The 24,034-nt window shown below is 66.2% G+C and carries 16 protein-coding genes; 9 read left to right on the plus strand and 7 right to left on the minus strand.

Annotation, left to right across the window (positions count from 1 at the left end; genetic code table 11):
* The 4 genes from ATB98_RS12045 to ATB98_RS12060 all read right to left on the minus strand — a co-directional run bounded on the left by ATB98_RS12045 (position 1) and on the right by ATB98_RS12060 (position 4,615).
* Positions 1–1,071: an ABC transporter ATP-binding protein gene (locus ATB98_RS12045; RefSeq protein WP_066873873.1), complete on the minus strand. Its 1,071-nt coding sequence runs from the start codon at positions 1,069–1,071 to the stop codon at positions 1–3.
* 22 nt (positions 1,072–1,093) lie between these two features.
* Positions 1,094–2,164: an ABC transporter ATP-binding protein gene (locus ATB98_RS12050; protein WP_066873875.1), complete on the minus strand. Its 1,071-nt coding sequence runs from the start codon at positions 2,162–2,164 to the stop codon at positions 1,094–1,096.
* A 45-nt stretch (positions 2,165–2,209) separates the two neighbouring features.
* Positions 2,210–3,721: a glycerol-3-phosphate dehydrogenase gene (gene glpD, locus ATB98_RS12055; RefSeq protein WP_066873877.1), complete on the minus strand. Its 1,512-nt coding sequence runs from the start codon at positions 3,719–3,721 to the stop codon at positions 2,210–2,212.
* A 129-nt stretch (positions 3,722–3,850) separates the two neighbouring features.
* Positions 3,851–4,615, minus strand: coding sequence for a DeoR/GlpR family DNA-binding transcription regulator (locus ATB98_RS12060; RefSeq protein WP_066873879.1), 765 nt, complete (start codon positions 4,613–4,615; stop codon positions 3,851–3,853).
* A gap of 209 nt (positions 4,616–4,824) precedes the next feature.
* On the opposite strand from ATB98_RS12060, the gene ATB98_RS12065 reads away from it, so the two are divergent.
* The 7 genes from ATB98_RS12065 (at position 4,825) to ATB98_RS12105 (ending at position 13,247) form a co-directional block, all read left to right on the plus strand.
* A complete protein-coding gene (locus ATB98_RS12065) occupies positions 4,825–5,595 on the plus strand; it encodes an SDR family NAD(P)-dependent oxidoreductase (protein ID WP_066873881.1) in 771 nt (256 codons plus the stop codon).
* A 277-nt stretch (positions 5,596–5,872) separates the two neighbouring features.
* A complete protein-coding gene (locus ATB98_RS12075) occupies positions 5,873–6,769 on the plus strand; it encodes a LysR family transcriptional regulator (protein WP_066873884.1) in 897 nt (298 codons plus the stop codon).
* Between the two features lie 179 nt (positions 6,770–6,948).
* A complete protein-coding gene (locus ATB98_RS12080) occupies positions 6,949–7,428 on the plus strand; it encodes a formate dehydrogenase subunit gamma (protein ID WP_066873886.1) in 480 nt (159 codons plus the stop codon).
* Positions 7,425–8,981: a formate dehydrogenase beta subunit gene (locus tag ATB98_RS12085; RefSeq protein ID WP_066873888.1), complete on the plus strand. Its 1,557-nt coding sequence runs from the start codon at positions 7,425–7,427 to the stop codon at positions 8,979–8,981. The genes ATB98_RS12080 and ATB98_RS12085 overlap by 4 nt, the downstream gene beginning before the upstream one ends.
* A gap of 201 nt (positions 8,982–9,182) precedes the next feature.
* A complete protein-coding gene (gene fdhF / locus ATB98_RS12095; RefSeq protein ID WP_066873892.1) occupies positions 9,183–12,062 on the plus strand; it encodes a formate dehydrogenase subunit alpha in 2,880 nt (959 codons plus the stop codon).
* Between the two features lie 8 nt (positions 12,063–12,070).
* Complete coding sequence (gene fdhD, locus ATB98_RS12100) at positions 12,071–12,979, plus strand: formate dehydrogenase accessory sulfurtransferase FdhD (protein WP_066873894.1); 909 nt, start codon at positions 12,071–12,073, stop codon at positions 12,977–12,979.
* A gap of 19 nt (positions 12,980–12,998) precedes the next feature.
* Positions 12,999–13,247 (plus strand): formate dehydrogenase subunit delta, encoded by a 249-nt coding sequence (locus tag ATB98_RS12105; protein WP_066873895.1) that lies wholly within the window; start codon positions 12,999–13,001, stop codon positions 13,245–13,247.
* A gap of 420 nt (positions 13,248–13,667) precedes the next feature.
* Here the strand turns inward: ATB98_RS12105 and ATB98_RS12110 are convergent, their stop codons facing one another.
* Both ATB98_RS12110 and rocF read right to left on the minus strand, forming a co-directional pair.
* A complete protein-coding gene (locus tag ATB98_RS12110) occupies positions 13,668–14,147 on the minus strand; it encodes a chemotaxis protein CheW (RefSeq protein ID WP_066873897.1) in 480 nt (159 codons plus the stop codon).
* 191 nt (positions 14,148–14,338) lie between these two features.
* Positions 14,339–15,262, minus strand: coding sequence for an arginase (gene rocF / locus ATB98_RS12115; protein ID WP_066873898.1), 924 nt, complete (start codon positions 15,260–15,262; stop codon positions 14,339–14,341).
* 141 nt (positions 15,263–15,403) lie between these two features.
* Between rocF and ATB98_RS12120 the strand changes: the two genes are divergently transcribed.
* On the plus strand, positions 15,404–15,838 hold the full coding sequence (locus ATB98_RS12120; RefSeq protein ID WP_066873900.1) for an Lrp/AsnC family transcriptional regulator: 435 nt from the start codon (positions 15,404–15,406) through the stop codon (positions 15,836–15,838).
* Positions 15,839–16,037: 199 nt separating this feature from the next.
* Positions 16,038–16,517 (plus strand): VOC family protein, encoded by a 480-nt coding sequence (locus ATB98_RS12125; protein ID WP_066873902.1) that lies wholly within the window; start codon positions 16,038–16,040, stop codon positions 16,515–16,517.
* Positions 16,518–16,897: 380 nt separating this feature from the next.
* On the opposite strand, the gene ATB98_RS12130 is transcribed toward ATB98_RS12125, so the two are convergent.
* On the minus strand, positions 16,898–23,956 hold the full coding sequence (locus ATB98_RS12130) for a translocation/assembly module TamB domain-containing protein (protein ID WP_066873904.1): 7,059 nt from the start codon (positions 23,954–23,956) through the stop codon (positions 16,898–16,900).
* Positions 23,957–24,034: the final 78 nt, after the last annotated feature.

A 24,034-nucleotide genomic window follows, 5' to 3' on the forward strand; every position in this document is an offset into this window, starting at 1 on the left:
TCAGGCCTCCCCGCCGACGCGCCAGGAATCGGCATAGATGTTGATTGCCTTCGGATCGAAGGTGACACGCGGTTCGGCCGGGATCTCGCCGTCCTCGTCGACGATGATCGAGATCGGCCGGTCGGCGAAGCGGGCGCGGACGATCTTGTGGCGGCCGATGTCCTCGACCTTGGTGACCGAAACCGGCATGCCTTCGCGGCCGAGCGAGATGAATTCCGGACGGATGCCGAGTTCGGTCCTGGCGCCTGCCTTGATCTGCGGCTGGAAGGTGAGCGCGATGCTCTGGTCGCCGATCGAGGCAGTGTTGCCGGCGATCTCGGCCGGCAGCACGTTCATGCCAGGCGAGCCGATGAAATAGCCGACGAAGGTGTGGCGCGGCCGTTCGAAGAGCTCGGCCGGCGTGCCGATCTGGACGATCTGGCCGTCATACATGACGACGACCTTGTCGGCGAAGGTGAGCGCCTCGGTCTGGTCGTGCGTCACATAGACCATGGTGAAGCCGAACTGCTTGTGCAGCCGCTTGATCTGCGAGCGCAGCACCCACTTCATCTCCGGATCGATGACGGTGAGCGGTTCGTCGAACAGGATGGCGCTGACGTCTGAGCGGACGAGGCCGCGGCCGAGCGAGATCTTCTGCTTCTGGTCGGCCGTCAGCCCCCGCGCGGTCTTCTTCGCCCAGCCGCCGAGGCCGGTCATCTCGATGATCTCCTTGACGCGGCGGTCGACCTCCGCCTCCGGCACATGCCGGTTGCGCAAGGGGAAGGCGAGATTGTCGTAGACGGTCATGGTGTCGTAGATGACCGGGAACTGGAACACCTGGGCGATGTTGCGCTGCTGCGTCGTGAGCTGCGTCACATCGGTGCCGTCGAAGAGGATGCGCCCCTCCGACGGGTTGATGAGCCCGGAGATGATGTTGAGCAGCGTGGTCTTGCCGCAGCCGGAAGGCCCGAGCAGCGCATAGGCGCCGCCGTCGTTCCATTCGTGATGCACTTCCTTCAGCGCATAGTCTTCTTCCGACTTCGGCTTGGCGCCGTAGGCGTGGCGGATATGTTCGAGATTGATGCGTGCCATGGTCTCCTCCCCGACGCCGCCTTCAGGCCGTTCCGCCGACCGCGCGGCCGTCCGGCCCGAAAGCCATGAGGTGGCGGGTATCGACGAAGACGTTGAGGGTCGCGTCCGGTTCGATGTCGTGAACGCCGGGCGCCAGCATCACCCAGCGCGCATCGGCGAAGCCGACGTGAATGAAACTTTCCGACCCGGTGATTTCCGAGATCGCCGTCTTGACCGTGAGCGGATCGCCGCTGCCGTTCTGCCGGTCGAACGAGATGTGGTGCGGCTGGAAGGCGACCGTGCAAGGACCGTCGGCCACCGAGGCCAGATGCGCGGGAACGGAAAGCACCGGCTTACCTTCCAGCGTGAAATGCGGCCCCGCCTTCGTGAGGCCGATCGTGTTGAGCGGCGGATCGGCAAAGGTGCGGGCGGTGACGATATCGACCGGGCGGCGATAGACGTCGATGGTGCGGCCGAACTGGGTGATGCGGCCCTCGCTCAAGGCGGCGGTATTGCCGCCGAGCAGCAGCGCCTCGGACGGCTCCGTCGTCGCATAGACGAAGATCGCGCCGGAAGCGGCGAAGATCTTCGGCAATTCCTCGCGCAGTTCCTCGCGCAGCTTGTAGTCGAGATTGGCGAGCGGCTCGTCGAGCAGCACCAGGTCGGCATTCTTGACGATGGCACGCGCGAGTGCCGTGCGCTGCTGCTGGCCGCCGGAAAGATTGAGCGGCGTGCGGTCGAGATAGGGCGTGAGCTTCAAGAGCTCGGCGGCCTTGCGCACCTCCCGGTCGATGGTGGCGGCGTCGACGCGCTTGATGCGCATCGGCGAGGCGATGTTCTCATAGACCGTCAGGGCCGGGTAGTTGATGAACTGCTGATAGACCATGGCGACAGAGCGGCTCTGCACCGGAAGGCCGGTGACGTCGGCGCCGTCGAAATGGACTGAACCGGAGGAGGGCTTGTCGAGACCGGCCATCAGCCGCATCAGCGACGTCTTGCCGGAGAGCGTCGGGCCGAGCAGCACGTTGAGCGACCCCCTCTCCAGCGCAAGGTTCGTCGGGTGGATGTGCGTCTCGCCCCCGACGACCTTGGATATGTTCTTCATTTCAAGCATTGAATTCTCCACCCAGCCATCCGGCAGTTTTTCAAGCACGGGACATCAGGCGGCTGCGCTGGCCGCGTCCCGCATGTATTCCTCCAGTTCGGCGATCTCTTTCTGCGAAAGCTTCAGCCCCAGCTTGGTCCGGCGCCAAAGCACGTCGTCGGCGCTGCGCGCCCATTCCTGCTCGATCAGCCAGTGAACCTCGGCGGCAAAGAGATCCGCTCCGAAGTGCCGCCCAAGATCGGCTTCGCTGGCGGCGCCCCCGAGAAGCCGTGCGGCCTGCGTGCCGTAGAGACGGACCAGCCGGCGGGCGTGCGGGCCGGCGAGAAAGGGATAGCGCGCCTTCAGCTTCTCGACCTCGCCGTCATAGGCCGCGGGCGGAAAGTCGCCGCCCGGCAGATGCGAGCCGGCCGTCCATTTCCTGCCCTTGCCGCCGATCGCCTCGCCGATCTTCTCGAGCGCGGATTCCGCCAGCCGCCGATAGGTCGTGAGCTTGCCGCCGAAGACGTTGAGGAGCGGCGCGCCGCCGTTCTCGACGCGCAGCACATAGTCGCGCGTCGCCTCCTGCGCCTTGCTGGCGCCGTCGTCGAAGAGCGGGCGGACGGCGGAATAGGTCCAGACGATATCGTCTTTGGTGACCGGGTCGCTGAAATATTCGCTCGCCGCCTTGCAGAGATAGTCGATCTCGGTGTCGCTGATGCGAACGCCGGCCGGGTTGCCGGTGAAGTCGCGGTCGGTGGTCCCGATCAGGGTGAAGTCGTCCTGGTAAGGTATGGCGAACATGATCCGCCCGTCCGGATTCTGGAAGAAATAGGCGCGAGGATCGTCGAACTTCTTCTTCACGACGATGTGGCTGCCCTGCACCAGGCGGACATTGTGGACGTCGTTCTTGCCGAGCGCCTCGGCAAGCACCCGGTCGACCCAGGGGCCGGCGGCATTGACGAGCATCCGGGCGCTCAGCGTTTCGCGCGCACCCGTCGCCATGTTCTCGGTCTCGATCGCCCAGCGGCCGCCCTCGCGGCGCGCCGAGACGACGCGGGTGCGGGCCATGATCCGCGCACCGCGGTCGGCGGCGTCGCGGGCGTTCAGGACGACGAGACGGGCGTCGTCCACCCAGCCGTCGGAATATTCGAAGGCCTTGGTGAAAAGCCGCTTCAGCGGCGCGCCGGCCGGATCGCGCGTCATGTCGAGCGTGCTCGTGGCCGGCAGCAGCTTGCGGCCGCCGATGTGATCGTAAAGGAACAGGCCGAGGCGGATCAGCCAGGCCGGGCGCAGGCCGCCCTTGTGATAGGGCAGGACGAAGCGCATCGGCCAGATGACGTGCGGCGCCATGGCCCAGAGCACCTCGCGCTCCATCAGCGCCTCGCGCACGAGGCGGAACTCGTAATGCTCGAGATAGCGCAGGCCGCCATGGATGAGCTTGGTGGAACCGGAGGAGGTGCCGGAGGCGAAATCGTTCATTTCCGCAAGCGCGACGGAATATCCCCGTCCGGCCGCATCACGCGCGATGCCGCACCCGTTGATGCCGCCGCCGATGACGAAGACGTCGAAAATCGCCTGCTCTGACACTGTGCCTTCCCCTCCACATTTCGCAACGCACAATTTTATGCAATCGCGAAAGTAAAAGCAGTTAAAGCGAAAACATTCCGAATGTCAAACGAATGTTTTCCGAATCCGTGGCGCTGCCCGCGTGCCGGATCACGCTTCGGTCTCGATCAGCTTGACGCCCTGGTCGGCGCAGATTTTCCTGACGTTTTCCACGATGCAGCGGTCGGTGATGAAGGTCTGCACCTGGGAGATGTGACCGATCCTGACCGGTGCCGTGCGCTCGAACTTGGTCGAATCGGAAACCAGGATGACGTGGCGCGCATTGGCGATGATCGCCTGCGCGACCTTCACCTCGCGATAGTCGAAATCGAGAAGCGCGCCGTCGTGGTCGATGGCCGAGGCACCGATGACGGCGAAGTCCACCTTGAACTGCCTGATGAAGTCGACCGCCGCTTCGCCGACGATGCCGCCGTCCGAGCCGCGCACGACGCCGCCGGCGATCACCACCTCGATCGAGGGAAAGACCCGCAAGCGATTGGCAACGTTGATGTTGTTGGTGATCACCATCAGTTCGCTGTGGTCGAGCAGCGCCTCGCCGACGGCCTCGGTGGTGGTGCCGATATTGATGAACAGCGAGGCGTTGTCCGGGATGATTGCGGCCGCGGCGCGGCCGATCGCCTGCTTTTCCGCCGCGGCGATCTGGCGGCGCGACTCGTATCTGACGTTCTCCTTGCCGCTCGGGAAGATCGCGCCGCCATGGATGCGGTTCAGGACGCGCGCGTCGCAGAGATCGTTCAGGTCCTTGCGGATCGTCTGGGGCGTCACCGAGAAGCGCTGGGCGAGTTCCTCGACGAGGACGCGGCCCTCGCTCTTCGCCAGTTCCAGAATCTCGGCCTGTCGCCCGCTGAGATACATTCGACGCTCCCTCGCTTTTCGTTTTGTTTCATAATAAGCAAAAACGAAAGCGGCGCAATTTCAGAATCACCTGTTTCCGGCGCGCTTGGATTTTCGCAGTGGGGCAGCCGTTGCAATCCGCAAGGGGATGCGCCAGCCTGTACCGGCAGGTGGAGGAGAGCGTCCGGAAAGCTGTGTGGCGCTGTCGTACCCGGTGAGGAAGAGGTAGCATGTATCATCCGGCCTTGTTCAAGGGCATGAACGTGGTGGTCACCGGCGGCGGCCGCGGCATCGGCCTCGAGGTTGCGCGGCAGTTCCTCGATTGCGGCGCGCGGGTCGCGGTGCATATGGGCCGGTCGATCGCCGCCGACCGCCCGGAAATTCTCGACCTTGCGGTGGCCGAGGGCAGGGCATTCCTCGCGGCGGCGGATTTCCTCGCCGCCCAAGGCGTCGAGAGCTTCGCCGACGTGGTGCGGAGCCGCTTCGACGGCCTCGACGTGCTCGTCAACAATGCCGGGACCATGGTCGGCCGGTTTGCGGCGGAAAGCCTCAGCGACGAGGACTATCGCACCGTCGTGCAACTCAACCAGACGTCCGTCGTCGAGATGACGCGGGCGATGCTGCCGCTCCTGCGCAAGGGCACCCATCCGGCGATCGTCAACACCGTGTCTATTTCGGCCCGCACCGGCGGCAGCGCCGGCTCGTCCATCTATTCCGCCACCAAGGCCTTTGTCGCCACCTATTCGAAAGCGCTCGCGCGCGAGCTGGCGGCGGACGGCATCCGCGTCAACTGCGTCTCGCCCGGCACGATCGCCACCGATTTCCACGAGCGCTACTCATCGCGGGAGAAGCTCGAGGCGACGCGCAGGACGATCCCGCTCGGCCGGCTCGGCACGGCGGAGGACTGCGCACCGGCCTATCTTTTTCTCGCCGCGCATGCGCTTTCGGGCTACATCACCGGCCAGGTGCTGGAAGTGAATGGGGGGCAGTTGATCTGTTAGGGCATTTTGCAGTCCGGTGGAATCACCTGACGCATGCACGAATGCGGCAAAAACAGGCAGATGCAAAAACAGACAGATAGAGCGGTGGCGCGAAGGCATGTGAGCGCATCCCGCTCCAGGTTCACGGAAGTGTTCTCGCCCCTCGTCCGTCTGCCGGTTTTCACCGCTCGCGAGGAGAAGGGAGATGCCGCGCCGTCCCAGTCCCATCTCCGCCTGCGGGAGAGGCTGCGGCGCTTCGCCCGGGGGGAGAGGTGAGGGGCAAATTTAAAGGCCGAGCATGATCGACAAGCTGGAATTCTTTCTCGCCCTCGCCCGCGAACGGCATTTCGGCCGGGCGGCGGAGGAGTGCGGCGTGACGCAGCCGACGCTTTCGGCGGCGATCCGGCAGCTCGAGGACCAACTCGGCGTCATGCTGGTCAACCGCGGGTCGCGCTTTCAGGGCCTGACGCCCGAGGGCCAGCGGGTGCTCGAATGGGCGCGGCGGATCGTCGGCGACACGCGCACCATGCGCGAGGAGATGCGCGCGGCGCGCAAGGGCCTGTCGGGCCACATCCGGCTTGCGGCGATTCCGACGACGCTGGCCATGGTGCCGATGATCACCGCTCCCTTCCAGGAGAAGCACCCGGACGTCACCTTCTCGGTGCTTTCGACCACGTCGCTGCAGATCCTGGCGCTCCTGGAAAACCTCGAGATCGACGCGGGCCTCACCTATCTCGAGAACGAACCGCTCGGCCGCGTCACCAGCGTGCCGCTGCAGATCGAGCAATATCATCTGGTTACGGCCGCCGGCACGCCGCTGTCGGATCGCGAAAGCGTGACGTGGAAGGAGGTGAGCGGCATTCGGCTTTGTCTATTGACTGCGGACATGCAGAACCGCCGTATCATCAACCAGCACTTCGCCGAGGCCGGCGCGGTCGCGAGCCCGACGCTCGAATCGAACTCGATGATCGTGCTCTTCTCTCATGTCCGCACGGGCCGATGGGCGAGCATCATGCCCTATAACGTCGCGAAATCATTCGGGTTTCACGAAGACATCCGGATGATTCCGATCGTCGATCCGGACGTTCACCACACCGTCGGACTGGTCGCCACCTACCGTGAGCCCTTCACGCCGCTGGTCTCGGCCCTTCTCCATGAGGCGCGCATTCTCGGCGAACGCAACAGAGTTCAATAGAAATTTTCTATCGATCGACGGAACAGCATTATTGACCCTTCGGAGCATAAGCGCGAAGCTTGTCCGGTGGCAAAGGCCGACGAGGCTCCGATCTTTGCCAAGTGTTTGAAATGGCGGCGCGGCGACGGTCGGGAGGCACCTGGCAGCGCGGCGCGCCGCGAGCCGGGAGGGCTCTTGGCGTGAATATTCATCTGCCGCGCGCAGACGTGACCGAGCGCACGCTAGCGATCGTCGGCGAACTCAAGGAACTGGAAGGCCCGCTTCTTCCCATTCTGCACGAGATCCAGGACGAATTCGGCTATGTGCCAGAGGAAAGCCTGCCGCTGATCGCCCGCGAGCTCAATCTGTCACGCGCCGAGGTCTATGGCGTCGTCACCTTCTATCATGACTTCCGCGAGCATCCGGCCGGGCGCCATGTGCTGAAGCTCTGTCGTGCCGAGGCCTGCCAGTCGATGGGCGGCGACCGCCTGGCCGAACGCGCCAAGGCGCTGCTCGGCATCGATTTCCACGAGACGACGCCGGATGGCGCCGTGACGCTCGAACCGGTCTATTGTCTCGGGCTCTGTTCCTGCTCGCCCTCCGCCATGCTCGACGGCGAGGTGCATGCGCGGCTCGACGAGGCGGAACTCGAGGCACTGGTCGCGGAGGCACGCCGATGACGGTGAAGATCTATATTCCGCGCGATGCCGCGGCCGTTGCGCTCGGCGCCGAAAAAGTGGCGACGGCGATGGCGGAGGCGATCGCCGCGCGCGGTCTCGACGCGACGATCGTCCGCAATGGGTCGCGCGGCATGCACTGGCTGGAGCCGCTCGTCGAGGTCGAAACGGCCGAGGGCCGTGTCGCCTACGGTCCGGTCAAGGCGCGCGACGTCGCCGCTTTGTTGGATGCGGGGCTTCTGACAGGCGGCGCTCACCCGCTCTGTCTCGGGAAGACGGAGGACATCCCCTTCCTCAAGCGGCAGACGCGGCTGACCTTCGCCCGCTGCGGCATCACCGATCCCCTGTCGCTCGACGACTATCGCGCCCATGGCGGCCTGCGTGGCCTTGAAAAGGCGGTTGCGATGCAGCCAGCAGCGATCGTCGCCGAGGTCACGGAAAGCGGCCTGCGCGGCCGCGGCGGTGCGGGCTTTCCGACCGGCATCAAATGGAAGACCGTGCTCGAAGCGCAAGGGGAGCGCAAGTACATCGTCTGCAACGCGGACGAGGGCGACAGCGGCACCTTCGCCGACCGGATGATCATGGAGGGCGACCCCTTCGTGCTGATCGAGGGCATGGCGATCGCCGGCATCGCCACCGGCGCGACAAAGGGCTACGTCTACACGCGCTCGGAATATCCGCATGCGATCGCGGTGATGACCGCGGCGATCGGGATCGCCCGGGCGGCGGGCGTGCTCGGCTCCTCGGTGCTCGGTTCCGCCCATGCCTTCGACATGGAAGTCAGAACCGGCGCCGGCGCCTATGTCTGCGGCGAGGAGACGTCGCTCTTGAACAGCCTCGAAGGCAAGCGCGGGCTCGTGCGCGCCAAGCCGCCGCTGCCGGCGCACAAGGGCCTGTTCGACTGCCCGACGGTCATCAACAACGTCATCTCGCTCGCCTCGGTGCCGGTGATCCTAGACAAGGGCGCCGCCTATTATCGCGACTTCGGCATGGGACGCTCGCGCGGCACGATCCCGATCCAGATCGCCGGCAACGTCAAGCATGGCGGCCTGTTCGAGATCGGCTTCGGCCTGACCCTCGGCGAGCTCGTCGACGAGATCGGCGGCGGCACGGCAAGCGGCCGGCCGGTGAAGGCGGTGCAGGTCGGCGGCCCGCTCGGCGCCTATTTCCCGCGGGCGCTGTTCGACACGCCGTTCGACTACGAGGCCTTCGCGGCGAAGGACGGGCTCATCGGCCATGCCGGCATCGTCGTCTTCGACGACACGGCCGACATGCTGAAGCAGGCCCGTTTCGCCATGGAGTTCTGCGCCGTCGAAAGCTGCGGCAAGTGCACGCCCTGCCGCATCGGCTCGACCCGCGGCGTCGAGGTCGCGGACAAGATCGCCGCCGGCATCGAGCCGGAGAAGAACCGCGAGCTGCTCGCCGATCTCTGCAACACGATGAAGTTCGGCTCGCTCTGCGCGCTCGGCGGCTTCACGCCCTATCCGGTGATGAGCGCAATGACGCATTTCCCGGAGGATTTCGAGCCGGCACCAAGGGTGGAGGCTGCGGAATGATGGCGATGTTGGCACTCGAAGTTTTGCCCCTCACCCTAACCCTCTCCCCGCAGGCGGGGAGAGGGGACTGGGACGGCGCGGCATATCCCTTCTCCCCGCGAGCGGGGAGAAGGTGGCGGCAGCCGGATGAGGGGCGGATGCCGGCATCGACGGTGGCGGCCATGTCCGCCAACCTGAACACAATTTCCCAGGAGGCCTGAAATGTCTCTCATACATGAAATCGACTACGGCACTCCTGCTTCCAAGTCCGAAAAGCTGGTGACGCTGACGATCGACGGGCGCGAGATCACCGTGCCGGAAGGCACCTCGATCATGCGGGCGGCGATGGAAGCGGGGATCGAGGTGCCGAAGCTCTGCGCCTCCGACATGATGGAGGCCTTCGGCTCCTGCCGCCTCTGTCTCGTCGAGATCGAGGGCCGCGCCGGCATGCCGGCCTCGTGCACGACGCCGGTGGCAGCGGGCATCAGCGTTTCGACGCAGACGCAGCGGCTGAAAGATGTCCGCCGCGGCGTCATGGAGCTCTATATCTCCGACCATCCGCTCGACTGCCTGACCTGCGCCGCCAACGGCGACTGCGAACTGCAGGACATGGCCGGTGCGGTCGGCCTGCGCGATGTGCGCTACGGCTATGACGGGGCGAACCACGTCAAGGCGCGCAACAATGGCGAGATCAATCGCCAATGGGCGCCGAAGGACGAATCCAATCCCTATTTCACCTTCGATCCGGCGAAGTGCATCGTCTGCTCGCGCTGCGTGCGGGCCTGCGAGGAGGTGCAGGGCACCTTCGCGCTGACGATCAGCGGCCGCGGCTTCGACTCCAAGGTTTCGGCGGGGATGAACGAGGATTTCGTCTCCTCCGAATGCGTCTCCTGCGGCGCCTGCGTACAGGCCTGCCCGACGGCGACGCTGACGGAAAAATCGGTGATCGAGATCGGCCAGCCCGAACATTCGGTCGTCACCACCTGCGCCTATTGCGGCGTCGGCTGCTCCTTCAAGGCGGAGATGCGCGGCGAGGAGCTGGTGCGCATGGTGCCGTGGAAGGACGGCCAGGCGAACCGTGGCCATTCCTGCGTCAAGGGTCGCTTCGCCTATGGCTATTCCAGCCACAAGGATCGGATCCTCAACCCGATGGTCCGCGAGAAGGTCACCGACCCCTGGCGCGAGGTTACCTGGGAAGAGGCCTACGCGCATGTGGCTAACGAGTTCCGCCGCATCCAGTATCAATACGGCCGCGATTCGGTCGGCGGAATCACCTCGTCGCGCTGCACCAACGAGGAGACCTATTTGGTGCAGAAGCTGGTACGCGCCGGCTTCGGCAACAACAATGTCGACACCTGCGCCCGCGTCTGCCATTCGCCGACCGGCTACGGCCTCAACCAGACCTTCGGCACCTCGGCCGGCACGCAGGATTTCGACAGCGTCGAGCACACGGACGTCGCCGTCATCATCGGCGCCAACCCGACCGACGGCCATCCGGTCTTCGCCTCGCGGCTGAAGAAGCGGCTGCGCCAGGGCGCCAAGCTGATCGTCATCGACCCGCGCCGGATCGATCTCGTCCGCTCGGCCCATGTCGAGGCGTCCTACCACCTGCCGATCAAGCCGGGCACCAACGTCGCCATCCTGACGTCGCTCGCCCATGTCATCGTAACCGAGGGCCTTGCGAACGAGGCGTTCATCCGCGAGCGCTGCGACTGGTCGGAATATGAGGACTGGGCGGCCTTCGTCGCCGAGCCCTATCACAGCCCGGAGGCGACCGAAGCCTATACCGGCGTCCCGGCGGAACTCGTCCGCGGCGCGGCGCGGCTCTATGCGACCGGCGGCAACGGCGCGATCTATTACGGCCTCGGCGTCACCGAGCACAGCCAGGGCTCGACGACGGTGATGGCGATCGCCAACCTCGCCATGGTGACCGGCAACATCGGCCGGCCGGGCGTCGGCGTCAATCCGCTGCGCGGGCAGAACAACGTGCAGGGCTCCTGCGACATGGGCTCCTTCCCGCACGAGCTGCCGGGCTACCGGCACATCTCCGACGACGCGACGCGCGAGATCTTCGAGAAACTCTGGGGCGTCACCCTCAACAACGAGCCGGGGCTGCGCATCCCGAACATGCTCGATGCCGCCGTCGAGGGCACCTTCAAGGGCCTCTACATCCAGGGCGAGGACATACTGCAGTCGGACCCGGACACGAAGCACGTGGCGGCCGGCCTCGCGGCGATGGAATGCGTCGTGGTGCAGGATCTTTTCCTGAACGAGACGGCGAACTACGCGCATGTCTTCCTGCCGGGCTCGACCTTCCTCGAAAAGGACGGCACCTTCACCAATGCCGAACGGCGCATCAATCGCGTCCGCAAGGTGATGCGGCCGAAGAACGGCTATGCCGACTGGGAGGTGACGCAGAAGCTCGCCCAGGCCATGGGCCTTGACTGGAACTACAGCCACCCGTCCGAGATCATGGACGAGATCGCGGCGACGACGCCGACCTTCGCTCTCGTCTCCTATGACTATCTCGACAAGATGGGCTCGGTGCAGTGGCCCTGCAACGAGAAGGCGCCGCTCGGTTCGCCGATCATGCATGTCGACGGCTTCGTGCGCGGCAAGGGCAAGTTCATCCGCACCGAATTCGTCGCGACCGACGAGAAGACGGGGCCGCGCTTCCCGCTGCTGCTCACCACCGGCCGTATCCTCAGCCAGTACAATGTCGGCGCGCAGACGCGGCGCACCGACAACGTCGTCTGGCATGCGGAGGACCGGCTGGAGATCCATCCGCACGATGCCGAACAGCGCGGCATTCGCGACGGCGATTGGGTCCGGCTTGCCAGCCGCTCGGGTGAGACGACGCTGCGGGCGTTGATCACCGACCGGGTCGCGCCGGGCGTGGTCTATACGACCTTCCATCATCCGACGACACAGGCGAACGTCATCACCACCGACTTCTCCGACTGGGCGACCAACTGCCCGGAATACAAGGTGACCGCGGTGCAGGTGTCGCCCTCGAACGGACCGTCCGACTGGCAGCGCGACTATGACGAGCAAGCGCGGCAGTCACGCCGCATTGCCGGCAAGCTGGAGGCGGCGGAATAGGAGAGGGGATGACGGGCAAGCGAGTTTCATCCTTTCCAGCCGTCGCAGTGCGGGCGGCAGACACGACCCGTTTCGCAACGACGGTGAAGGTTTCCGAAGCGGCGCGACGGGCCGGGGCGCTCGTCGCCCAGTCGCGCGTAGTGCCGGAGGAAACGCCGGTCGCGATCACCTATGGCGGCTCGACCCATGCGGTAATGATGGCGACGCCCGCCGATCTCGAGGATTTCGCCGTCGGCTTCAGCCTGACCGAAGGCATCATCGCCGGGCCCGAGCAGATCGAGGCGATCGATGTCGTTGCCGAGGAGAAGGGCATCGACCTGCAGATCACGCTCGTCGACGTGCAGAACGAGATGTTGCGCCGCCGCCGCCGTCATATGGCCGGACCCGTCGGTTGCGGACTTTGCGGCATCGAATCGATCGAGCAGGCCGTGCGGGTGACGCCGGATGTTTCCGGCTCGCCGCTCAGGCTCAGCGATGAGGACGTCGTCGAGGCGGTCGGTCTCCTCAACGGCCAGCAGCCGCTGCACATCGAAACCCGCGCCGCGCACGGTGCCGCCTTCTACGTGCCGGGTCGGGGGCTGATTGCGGTGCGCGAGGATGTCGGCCGCCACAATGCGCTCGACAAGCTGACGGGCGCTGCCGCGCGCGCCGGCTTCAGGGGTGCGGATGGCGCCGTCGTCGTCACGTCGCGGGTGTCCGTCGAGATGGTCCAGAAGACCGCGATCACCGGCAGTCCGGTGATCATCGCCATTTCCGCGCCGACGGCGCTTGCGATCCGCACGGCGGAGGAGGCGGGCATGACCCTCATCGCGCTGGTGCGCGGCGACGAATTCGAAATCTTCACCCATGCGGAGCGCATCATGAGGGACGGGAAGACCGGCTACCGGTCTCCGCCCGCGGCCCGCGGCAACATTTGAGAAGCGGAGCTGTCGCCGAATGTCTGATACCAACGCCAAGCTTATCTACATGGCGAACCAGATCGCCACCTTTTTCCAGAGCCAGCCGGCAAGAGAGGCGGCGCAAGGGGTGGCGACGCATATCAACAAATATTGGGAACCGCGCATGCGTCGCAAACTGTTCAAGCACATCGAGCACGGCGGCGAGGGGCTGAACCCGCTGGTGCTCGAGGCGGCAGCGAAGATCCGGAGGCCGGAAGCGGCGGAGGCGGTGATCAATCGGGGGTGAGATGGACCCCTCCCCAACCCCTCCCCACAGGTGGGAGGGGCTTAACCTGCCGCACCGCTTGTCCATGAAGTTGACGGTGGCTGGGAGGTTGGACCCTGCTTATGACGTTGCAGGGCAGTTCTCGAGTCAACTAGAGCATTTTGCAGTCAGGTGGAATCACCTGACGTCGCACAAATGCGGCAAAAACAAACAGATAGGGCGCTGGCGCGAACGCATGTGAGCGCATCCCGCTCTAAGGCAATACCTTCGCACCAACGTGCTGTGGCCGCACATTTCATTTGCGGCGCGGGCAGAGGCTTTTGACCGCTCCACAGCCTCGGGCCTTCGAATAGGCACTCAGCCGGCCGCGAGCGCCAAGCCCCTCCCACCTATGGGGAGGGGTTGGGGAGGGGCCTTTTCAAGACCTCCAGGCGATCTAAATCAAGCCGCGAGCTCTTCGACCTCGCGTTCCTTGAACATGCGGGCGAGGTTGAGGAAGCAGATCATGCCGGTCTCGTTGGCGATGATGCCTTCGGCAAAACTCTTGTCGAAGGAGGCGGTCACTTCCGGCACCGGCTGAACCTGGCTGCCCTGGACCGTCAGGATGTCGGACACCCGGTCGACGACGAGGCCGATGACCATGTTGTGAACCTCGGCGACGACGATGGCGCTGCGCTCGTTGGCGACGGTGGATTTCATCCCGAGCTTGTGGGCGAGGTCGATGATCGGGATCACCGTGCCGCGCAGGTTCATGACGCCGATCACCTCCGGCGGCGAATGCGGGATGGGCGTCGACGGGGCCCAGCCGCGGATTTCGCGGATCGTCGTCGTCTTGACGCAAAATTCCTGGTCGTGGAGGCGGAACGCTATGATCTCGAGCGTCTCGCCGTCAAATGCGGAAGTCCTCGGCGTGCCTGTCATCGAAAGTCCTTTCCGGTCGTGTGACGCTCCCGTCCAGGGGCCCGCGAGTGGGGCGCCCATCCGGCCGGGAGTGGTAATCCGCCGACGACATCCGGCGAGGCGCAAGTCGCATCATGCGCGGAAAAGTTCCGCTTCGCGCTTTCGGCCCATTGTAGGCGCGGATTCGTTAAGACTTGCTTTTGCCCGCCGTTTCAGGCGCTACGGGTCGGGCGGTCGAGAATCCGGCGGCCGAAAAGGCTCGCGGTCAGCTCCACGAGGACGCGGGCACTCTTGCCGCGATCATCGAGGAAGGGATTGAGCTCGACGACGTCGAGCGAGGAGACGAGGCCGCTGTCGCAGAGCATCTCCATGATCAGATGCGCCTCGCGAAAGGTGGCGCCGCCGGGCACGGTGGTGCCGACGCCCGGCGCGATTTCCGGATCCATGAAATCGACGTCGAGGCTCACATGGAGGAGGCCGTTCACGGCGCGGACCTCGTCGAGGATCTGGCGCATGATGGAGGCCATGCCCATCTCGTCGATCGCCCGCATGTCATAGACGTTGACGCCGTGCTCGGCGATCTCCTCGCGCTCGCGCGCGTCGACGGAACGGATGCCGACCTGGTAAACCCTTTTCGGGTCGACCAGCGGCCGGTCGCTTGCGAGGATGGGCGCGAATTCCGCCTCGCCACAGAAGAAGGCCACCGGCATGCCGTGCATGTTGCCGGAGGGCGAGGTCGTCGGCGAGTTGAAGTCGGCATGGGCGTCGAGCCAGAGGACGAAGAGCGGCCGGTCGATCTCTCGCGCATGTCGCGCCATGCCCGAGACGCTGCCCATGGAAAGGGCATGGTCGCCGCCGAGGATGATCGGGAAATGCCCCTTTCGCGCGGCATCATATACGGCGTCGTCCAGCGCGCGGGCAAAGGCCGCGACGGCTTGAAGATTGTTGGCGCCCGGGTGATTGGCGAGATCGCGGACCGGCAGCGGCCGGATGTCGCCCTCGTCGCGAACCGCATGGCCGAGCTCCGCGAGCACCGTGTCGATGCCGGCGATTCTCAGCGCCGTCGGTCCCATGGCGGCGCCGCGGCGGCCGGAGCCTTCCTCGATGGGTGCACCGATCAACGTGATGGTCTTCATGTCCGCCTCTTCCCTTCGTTCGAAATGCCGATGAAATCGAGCGGATTATCGGCAAAAAGCGTGACAGCAAAAAGATGGAAAACTGTCGATTAGAGAGCTAAGACTGGCATATTGATAAGCTGCTTTTGACAAAGTGATAGAATGGACGATCTCGATCAGGCGCTGATCAGCGCGCTCCGGCAGAATGCGCGCACGCCCGTGTCGACGCTTTCGGCGATGACCGGCGTTTCGCGCGCGACGGTCGCCGCGCGCATCGACCGGCTGGTGGCGAACGGCACGATCGCCGCCTTCACGATCCGCACGGGGGCGGAGATCCCCGCCTCCGGCGTCCGGGCCGTGGTCCTGATCGAGGTTCACGGCAAGATGGCCGACCGCGTCGCCGAGCAATTGCGCGGCCTGCCGCAGGTGAGGGCGCTCCACAGCACCAACGGCCGATGGGACTTCATCGCCGAACTCGAGGACCGCGATCTCGCCTCCTTCGACGAGACTTTGAGGCGCATCCGGCTGATCGACGGCATCACCGTCACGGAAACGAACATTCTTTTGAAGACCAGCAAGATGACCGGCACGCCCTGACGGTTCCATTGCAATTGTGAGGCTCATGGCGTTTTGTTCTTGATTTGTTCACTCTACCCTGTAAGATGTCCCACCTCAGCGAAAAAGAGAGGCTCGGGAGTGCGGTCGTCCGCCCGCATCCCTTCCCGTTTATTGACCGATGGCGTTCCTGATTCGGGGTTCAACCGACCCGGAATCATCGCGATCCAAGGAGGTTACCATGGCCATCTACTCTGGCGGTCCGTCGGTACGGCGGATCTGCATCAAGCTCTTCGTCAGGCATGGGGACGAGGAGCGGGCGATCACCTTCTATCGCGACGTCTTCGGTGCCGAGCTTCTCCAGCGCCATGAGTGGAGCGGCATCCTGACGAGCGCCGATCTCTCGATCGGCGACTCCGTATTCCGCGTCGCCGGAGCCAATCCGCGCCGCGACGCCGAACCGCGACTGGGCGGTCCGCGCTCGCCGCACGCGCTCGGCACGACGGCGGCGATCCTCGAGCTGCACGTCGACGACGTCGATCGCATCATCGAACGGGCGATCGGCGCCGGCGCCAGCCTGCGCAATGCCGCCGAAACGCTGCCGACCGGCGATCGGGTCGGCGCGCTGATCGATCCCTTCGGGCATATCTGGGCCCTGTTCGGCGCGCTCGACGAGAGCAACGTGCTCGACGCGTTCGGGGTCGATCGGAATGCGGCTTGAATCGGTAGGGGTATGCCTCCCATCCCGAGAGGTGGAACGCCCCTCATCCCGCTGCCGCGACCTTCTCCCCGTTATACGGGGAGAAGGGGCTTGCCGCGAGGTCCGAGACCACCCCACACCGCCGGTGGGAGAAGGGCTATGGGGCGCCGCCCTCGTCCCCTCTCCCCGCATGCGGGGAGAGGGTTAGGGTGAGGGGTAGCCCGCTAACAATGCTCCCCTCTCCCCGCATGCGGGGAGAGGGTTAGGGTGAGGGGCAGCCCGCTCGAGCGGAATGGGGTCCCATACGTTCGCGCCACCCGCTCATCTGTTTGTTTTGCCGCATTTTTGCGCCATCAGGTGATTCCACCTGCCTGCGAAATGCTCTTACAATGCTCCCGCCATCAATACTCCCGCTCGAAGAATATCCCGCCGGCGGCGGAGCCGTCGCCGGCGGCCTCGCCCTTCAGCTTCACGCCGCGGCCGACGTCGAGGTTGATGATCGCCTTGCTGGAGGCCGAGTCGGAGCCTTGCTGCAGTTCGAGATAGGTCCGGTCGTTGAGATACTTGCCGGCCGTCACCTGGGCGCCGCCGCTCTCGTCGGTGGTGATGTCGAGGTCGTCGACCCCGAGCTTGTTGCGCAGGCCGTCGAGCAGCGAGGTCGAGCCGCCGCCGGCGAGCTGGCTGACGGCGGAGGCGAGCTGGGCGATCTGGAAGGCCGACAGGTTGTTGAGCGAGCGGTTGAAGATCAGCTGCGCCAGGATCTCGTCCTGCGGCAGGGCCGGCGAGGAGGAGAAGGTCACCTGCGGATTGTTGGCGGGGCCGGCTACGTTGACGGTGATCGTCGTCGAACCGGCGCTCGAGCTGGCGTCGAGGTCGAGCGTCGGGATGAGGCCGCCGCCAAAGCCGATGTGGCCTTCCGTGAAGGTCAGCCGCTTGCCGAGGATCTCGAGGCGCCCGCGGCGCATGTCGAAGCCGCCTGAAACGATCGGTTGGGCGGCGTTGCCGCGGATCGTCAGGTCGCCGCCGAGCTCGGCGTCGATGCCGCGGCCGCGCACGAAAAACTGGCCCGGCGAATGCACGGCTAGATCGAAGGCGATGACGCCGGCCGCCTTCGCCCCGGCGCCTCCCGACGTGTCTTTCCTCAGGTCCCGCGCCATCTCGCGCACCCGCGCAGGCGCGTTCCTGTGCTTGATGTCGATGGCCGCGAGCGAGGCCGGCAGCTTCTCCGGAACGGTGATCGCGGCCCGCCGGATCGTCAGCCGGCCGCCGAGAACGGGGGTGGAGACGAGCGGACCCTTGAGCGTCAGGTCGCCCGCAAGATTGGCGGTGAACAGCGTGCCGTCGACGTAGGTCGCGTTGTTGAGACGAATCCGGAGATCGGCCGGGAAGCCGGATCCGGCGGCGATGCCGACCGTGCCGCTAGCCTCGATCGATCCGCCGGTGGCGAGGTTGGCGGAGAGCCGTGAAATGCTTGCCTGCCTGCCGTCGAGCGCCACGTCGGCCGCAAGGTCGTTGAGGGCGAGATTGCGCCGGACATCGACGAGCCGGCCCCCCGCCGTCGAGACCCTGCCGGCGATCTGCGGCGCGCGCGCCGAGCCGGTGAGCGCGAGATCGACATTGGCCGATCCGGTAAGCGTGAAGCCTTGCTCGGCCATGGTATTGGCCAACAGCCCGAACGGCACGTCGCCGGCGAATTTCATCGACAGGGGCATGTTTCCACCCATGTCGACCTGGCCGCCGCCGCGGAAGGAGAGATCGCCCGGGCCCCTCACCGTGACGTCGACGGTGACGCGGTTGTTGGCGAAGCGGCCCTTTGCCGACACTTCGAGCGCTGCCACACCGGCGCCGCGCGCCGCCGCCACCGAAGCGGCGTTCCACCGGAGATCGTAATCGACGACCGGCGCGGCCGCGGTTCCGCTCACTTCGACGGTGCCGTTGATCGCGCCTTCCGCGCCGAGCGCCGGTGCGAAAGTGTTGATCAAGGTCGCGGGCAGCGCATTGAGCCGGGCCGAGATATCGAGGCTCGGGCCCGCCGTTCCGGTGACCGCGATGGCGCCCTTCGAGGCTTGGATGGTCAGGTCGCCGAGGCTGACGGCACCGTTCTCGATCGCGACGACCGTCGGTTTGGCGAGCTTCAACGCCACCTTGCGCGGGGCGGCCGAGAAGGAGGCGAGGCGGATCTCGGTGCGGCCGCCGTCGACCACCAGGTCTCCCCTGGCGGCAAGCGGGGCGCCGTCATACCGGCCATCGATCGCAAAGCCGGTTCTGCCGCCCTGCTGCTCGAAGGCGAGACTGACGTTGGTCACCCGATTCTGCCCCTGGGCGACGCTCTCGGCCTTGATGTCGCCGCGGATCGCAAGGGCGGCAAGATCGGCGATACCGATGTCGGCGACCGGCCTGGTGATCGTCAGCTGATCGCGCTTGATGGCACGGCCGCTCGCCTTGAGCGAGACCGACGTCGTGCCGTTCACGGTGCGAATCGTGGCGGAGCCGGAAAGGTCGCCCGACGCCTTCTGGCCGGCCATTGCGGCGACCAGTCCGAGGTCGGGAAGGTCGAAATCGATCGTGCCGGAAGGCTTCATGTCCGGCGTGAGCTCGATCGCACCGCTGAGGCGATTGTCGCCGATTTTCGCCGCGAGAACCGGAACGGATGTGCGGCCGTCCTTCGGGACGACCTCGGCGCGCACGTCGATCGGTTGGCCGTCGAGCCCGCCGGTCGCGGTGAGCTTCGCCTGCGGGCTGCCGGGCTTGATCGTCGCATCGGCGGTGACCGTCAGGTCCGTCAGTGAACGGCCCGCCAGAACGGCACCGCTCGACGTCAGCTCGCCCTTGACGGCGAGCGCGTCGAGCGGTCCGGAAATGTCGGCGTCGAAGGCAGCCTTGCCCTCGGCATCGGCAAGCAGCTTGCCGAGATCGGGCAAGGCGCCCTCGATATCGGCCACGAGCCGACCTTCGGCAAGGTTCGCCGACCCGCTGGCTTCGACCGTGCCGGACTTGACTGCAAGATCACTCAATTCGACCTTGCCATCGCCGCCGGTCTCGACCTTGCCGGAGATCGCGACCGGCCCGTCGAATTTCCCGGCGATGCCTTTCGGCAGCGCGCCCGGTTCGGCCTCTATCTCGAAGTCGGCCGTGGCGGCCGATGCGGCGCGGTCCAGGCTGCCGCGGAACTTGCCGCGGAGGCCGGCACTTCCGGTGATCGTCGGATCGAACGCGATGCTCGCTTCCGTGACGGTGATCGTGCCCTTGGCGGTCAGGTCCTGCGCGGGAATGCCCGCCGACCGCACCGGGGCGAGCGATGCGCCGCCCCAGGTGAGATCGTATCCGACCACCGGCGCCCGGGCTTCGCCGTCGACATTGACGGTGCCGGCGATCGTGCCTTGGGCCCCGAGCGTCGGCAGGAAGGCGTGGATCAATGTGGCGGGGAGGGCGTCGACCTTGGCCGCGATGTCGATCCTTTCGCCCGCCGCGCCGGTGACGGCGACGGTGCCGGTCGCAGCCCGGATCGTCAGCGCATCGAGCCGGGCGACGCCCTTCTCGATCGTGACCACCGTCGGCGCGGCGAGCTCGAGCGGCAGGCGCCTTGGCGCGGCCGAGAAGGAGGCGAGGCGGATTTCGGTGCGGCCGGCATTGCTCGCCAGCTCGCCTTTTGCCGTCAGCGGCGCGCCGTCAAGGAGGCTTTGGAGGGAAAAGCCCGTCCTGCCGGCCTGTTGGTCGAAGGCGATATCGACGTCCGTTACACGGTTTTCCCCTTGTGCGATGCTCTCAGCCCTTATCGCCCCGCTGATCGCGAGCCTGGCGATATCCGCGACGGCAAGGTCGACTTCCGGCTTGGCGATTGCCAGTTCGCCGCGGCGGATGCTGCCGCCATTGGCCTTGATCACGGCCGAAGTGACACCGTTCGCCGTCTGCAGCGTCGCCGATCCGGCGAGGTCGCCGGAGGCCTGCTGGCCGGCCATGGCAGCAAGCAGACCGAGGTCGGGGAGGGTGAAATCGAGCTTGCCGTTCGGCTTGAAGTCGGCCGTCAGGTCGAGCGCGCCCGCCAGGCGGTTGTTGCCGATCCTGGCCTCGAGTGACGGGATCGAAGTGCGGCCGCCCTCGGAAACGATGTCCGCGCGAGCGTCGATTACCTGTCCGTCGAGGGTGCCTGTGGCGTTAAGCTTTGCCTGCGGGTTGCCGGGCCTGACCGTCGCATCGGCGGTGACCGTCAGCTCCGTCAGCGAGCGGCCGGCGAGGACGGCGCCGCCGGAGGTGACTTCGCCTTTGATGGCGAGCGAGTCGAGCGGGCCGGAGACGTCGGCGCTGAAGGCAAGCTCACCCTCCGCCTCGGCAAGCAGCTTGCCGAGATCGGGCAGGGCGCCGGTGATGTCGGCCGTCAGCCGGCCTTCGGCAAGCGTTGCGGACCCGGCGGCGTTCACCGTGCCCGATTCGACTTCGAGGGCGCTCAGCTTGACGCTGCCATCGCCGCCGGTCTCGATCATGCCCGAGACCGCGACGGGTGTGTCGAACCTCGTTGCGAGCCCCTCCGGCAGCAGGCCGGGCTCGGCCTCGAACCGGAAATTCGCGGCGGCCGTCTTCTCCGCACGGGAGAGACTGCCGGAGATGCTGCCGCGAAAGCCGGCGCTCGAGATCGCCGTGGGATCGAAGCGGATTTCGGTCTCGCTGACGCTGACCGTGCCTCGCGCGGTCAGATCCTGCGCGGCAATGCCGCCGGCCCGCAGCGACGACACGGACGCGCCGCGCCAGGAAAGACCGTATTCGACCAGCGGTGCCCCGGCTTCTCCGTCGATGTCGATCGTACCGTCGACGATGCCCTCGGCACCGAGCGTCGGCGCGAAATTGTTGATGAGCACGGCCGGGAGGTCGTCGAGGCGCGCCGCGAGGTCGAGCCGGTCGCCCGCCGTGCCGGAGACGGCGATGGTGCCGGACGAGGCGCGGATCGTCAGGTCGTCGAGACGTGCGACGCCGTTTTCGATGGCGATGACCGCGGGTGCCGCGAGCTCCAGCGGCAGGCGCCTCGGCGCCGCCGCGGCCGAGGCAAGGCGGATTTCGGTGCGGCCGGCCTCGCTCGCCAGTTCGCCCTTTGCCGTCAGCGGCGCGCCGTCATAGAGGCCGTCCGCAGAGAAGTTCGTCCCCTGCCGCCCGCCCGCCTGACGGTCGAAAACGAGGCTGACGTCGGATACGCGGTTGGCTCCTTGCGACAGGCTTTCCGCCCTGATCGCCCCGCGCACCGCCGGCTCGGAGACATCGGCTATATCGATCTCGACCTCCGGCCTGGCGACAGCCAGCGCCTCGCGCCGGATCCCGGCGCCCTTGGCCTCGATCGCGACCGAGGTCACCCCGTTGGCGGTCTGCACCGTCGCAGTGCCGGCAAGGTCGCCCGATGCCTGCTGGCCGGCCATGGCGGCGAGCAGCCCGAGATCGGGCAGGCTGAAATCGATCCGGCCGTTCGGCTTGAAGTCCGCCGTCAATGCGATCGCGCCGGTCAGGGTGTTGCCGCCGACTTTTGCCTCGATTGTGGGGAGAGAGGTCAGGCCATCCTTCGAGGCGACAACGGCGCGCATGTCGATCGCCTGGCCCTCGAGCGTGCCGGTGGCGGTGAGCGTCGCCTCGGGGCTTCCGGGTGTTACCGTCGCGTCGGCGTCGATCCTGAGATCGCTCAAGGTGCGTCCCGCCAGCGTCGCGCTGCTCGACGTGATGTCCGCCTTGACACCGAGCTTGCTGAGGGGACCGGAGGCGGTCGCGTGGAACGCTGCGGCGCCCTTGGCGTCCTCCAGCAGCCTGCCGATATCCGGAAGAGTGCCCTGAATGTCGGCCGTGAGCGTTTCGCCCGAAAGTGCAAGCGAGCCGGTGGCCGCGACGAGCTCCGATCCGATTTCGAGGGCGCTCAGCCGAAGGGTGCCGTCGTCTTCCGTCGCGAGGTTGCCGGAGAGCGCGATCGTCTTGTCGAGCTTCGCCGCGAGCGCGGGCGGCAGCACGGCCGGAACGGCGAAGAGCTTGAAGGCGGCCTCGAGCGATGCGTCGGCCCGGTCGAGCCTGCCTGTGAGGGATCCGCCAATGCTTGCGCTCTCGATCGTCAGCGGGTCGAAGCGAACCTCGTCCGGCGCGACGGAAATCGTGCCGTCGACCTTCATCGGCGCCTGTATCGCCCGCTGGAGGTCGGCGCTTGCAAATCGGGTCTCGCCGATGTCGACGGTCGTCTTCAGCGACCCGGACTGCGTCTCCAGATTGAAGGCGTCGCTTTGCGCCGAGAGGCGGACGGCCGCGAGATTGCCCTGCGGCAGCGCGACCGAGGGCACGTCGGCGGCGACATCGAGGATCGCCGACTGGCCCTCACCGATCAGCGACAGGTTGGCCACGTTGATCAGCGCCCGGAGCTCGCCCTCTTTCAGCGGCCAGCGGAAATCGATCGGACCCTTCGTGCCGGTGAGGCTTGCCTTGAGATTGTTCTCGCCCCGGCTGTCGATGGTGCCGGCGGCATCGAGCGTCAGTGCGCCGGTCGAAAGCCTGCCGGCCTCGATGCACACCAGGCTCTTGCCGTCGAAGGCAGCCGTCAGATCGATGCTGCTCGTCCCTTCGAAGAGCGGCCTGAAGGCAGGCGGCATCAGGCTCGCAAGCGCGCCGCCGCCCGAGACCGAGAGATTGTGCATCCCGTCCTTCGCCAGTTCGTGCCGGCCGTCGAGCTTCAGAACCTCGGCTCCGTCGAGCGAAGCCGTGCCCGATCCCGCCCAGTCGGAAAGCGGGCCCTCGCCCGTCAGCCTGATATCGACAGCGGGCTCGCCCGGCAGGCGGAGGAGCTTCGCGAGAAGCCCGCCCTTCGGCTCGGTCACTTCCGCCTGCAGCTTCAGCTGGTTGCCGGCCGGATTGAAGACGAGGTCGGCAACGGCACGGGCGTCGGGCCGGTCGCGCTCGGCGGCGTCGAGCGCGAGCGCAATGCTCGAATTGGTGGCGTCGACCTTGCCCTTCGCCGTCAGGAAATGATCCTCGCGGGCGATCTTTCGGCCGATCATGACCTCCTTGAGGTCGAAGGCGTCGATCTTCACGTCGACGGGAAGGGCGAAGGTCGAGCGCACCTCCTTCGTCTCGGTGGAGGGGATCGGCAACCGCTCGACACGGACGGAATCTGCCGCGATCCGGCTCGCGTCGAAACGCAGCGACAGGAGCTCGGCCGGCGACCAGTCGACCGAAAGGTCACGGACCTCCGCATAAATGCCCTCTCCGTCGAAAAGCGTGACGCTGCCGGCGGTAAAGTCGCCGGTCAGCAGCGCACCGGGATCCGATATGCGGACGATCTGGTCGGGCGTCCCGGCATATTTCTCGATCGCCCAGGCGACAACGCGCGCTCCGGGGACGGTGAAGCCCAGAAAGGCGACGATGAGGAGCAGCGCGACCAACAGTGCGCCGATGACGGCGAAGAGGTAGCGCAGCGCTGATCGAGTGATGCCGATGACCTGATTCATGTCCTATCCATAGACCATGTTGCGCCGCTCTGGAATCGGCAGGACGGAACCCCGCGGGGCTGCCCTTGCCAGTTTACC

Source organism: Sinorhizobium saheli (assembly GCF_001651875.1).
Taxonomy (GTDB): domain Bacteria; phylum Pseudomonadota; class Alphaproteobacteria; order Rhizobiales; family Rhizobiaceae; genus Sinorhizobium; species Sinorhizobium saheli.

Coding starts and splice junctions, on each gene's coding strand:
- ATB98_RS12060 (WP_066873879.1), bottom strand. CDS start 4,615: ATGTATCTCAGCGGGCGACAGGCCGAGATTCTGGAACTGGCGAAGAGC.
- ATB98_RS12120 (WP_066873900.1), top strand. CDS start 15,404: ATGGACGATCTCGATCAGGCGCTGATCAGCGCGCTCCGGCAGAATGCG.
- ATB98_RS12075 (WP_066873884.1), top strand. CDS start 5,873: ATGATCGACAAGCTGGAATTCTTTCTCGCCCTCGCCCGCGAACGGCAT.
- ATB98_RS12045 (WP_066873873.1), bottom strand. CDS start 1,071: ATGGCACGCATCAATCTCGAACATATCCGCCACGCCTACGGCGCCAAG.
- ATB98_RS12110 (WP_066873897.1), bottom strand. CDS start 14,147: ATGACAGGCACGCCGAGGACTTCCGCATTTGACGGCGAGACGCTCGAG.
- fdhD (WP_066873894.1), top strand. CDS start 12,071: ATGACGGGCAAGCGAGTTTCATCCTTTCCAGCCGTCGCAGTGCGGGCG.
- fdhF (WP_066873892.1), top strand. CDS start 9,183: ATGTCTCTCATACATGAAATCGACTACGGCACTCCTGCTTCCAAGTCC.
- rocF (WP_066873898.1), bottom strand. CDS start 15,262: ATGAAGACCATCACGTTGATCGGTGCACCCATCGAGGAAGGCTCCGGC.
- ATB98_RS12085 (WP_066873888.1), top strand. CDS start 7,425: ATGACGGTGAAGATCTATATTCCGCGCGATGCCGCGGCCGTTGCGCTC.
- ATB98_RS12130 (WP_066873904.1), bottom strand. CDS start 23,956: ATGAATCAGGTCATCGGCATCACTCGATCAGCGCTGCGCTACCTCTTC.
- ATB98_RS12125 (WP_066873902.1), top strand. CDS start 16,038: ATGGCCATCTACTCTGGCGGTCCGTCGGTACGGCGGATCTGCATCAAG.
- ATB98_RS12050 (WP_066873875.1), bottom strand. CDS start 2,164: ATGCTTGAAATGAAGAACATATCCAAGGTCGTCGGGGGCGAGACGCAC.
- ATB98_RS12065 (WP_066873881.1), top strand. CDS start 4,825: ATGTATCATCCGGCCTTGTTCAAGGGCATGAACGTGGTGGTCACCGGC.
- ATB98_RS12105 (WP_066873895.1), top strand. CDS start 12,999: ATGTCTGATACCAACGCCAAGCTTATCTACATGGCGAACCAGATCGCC.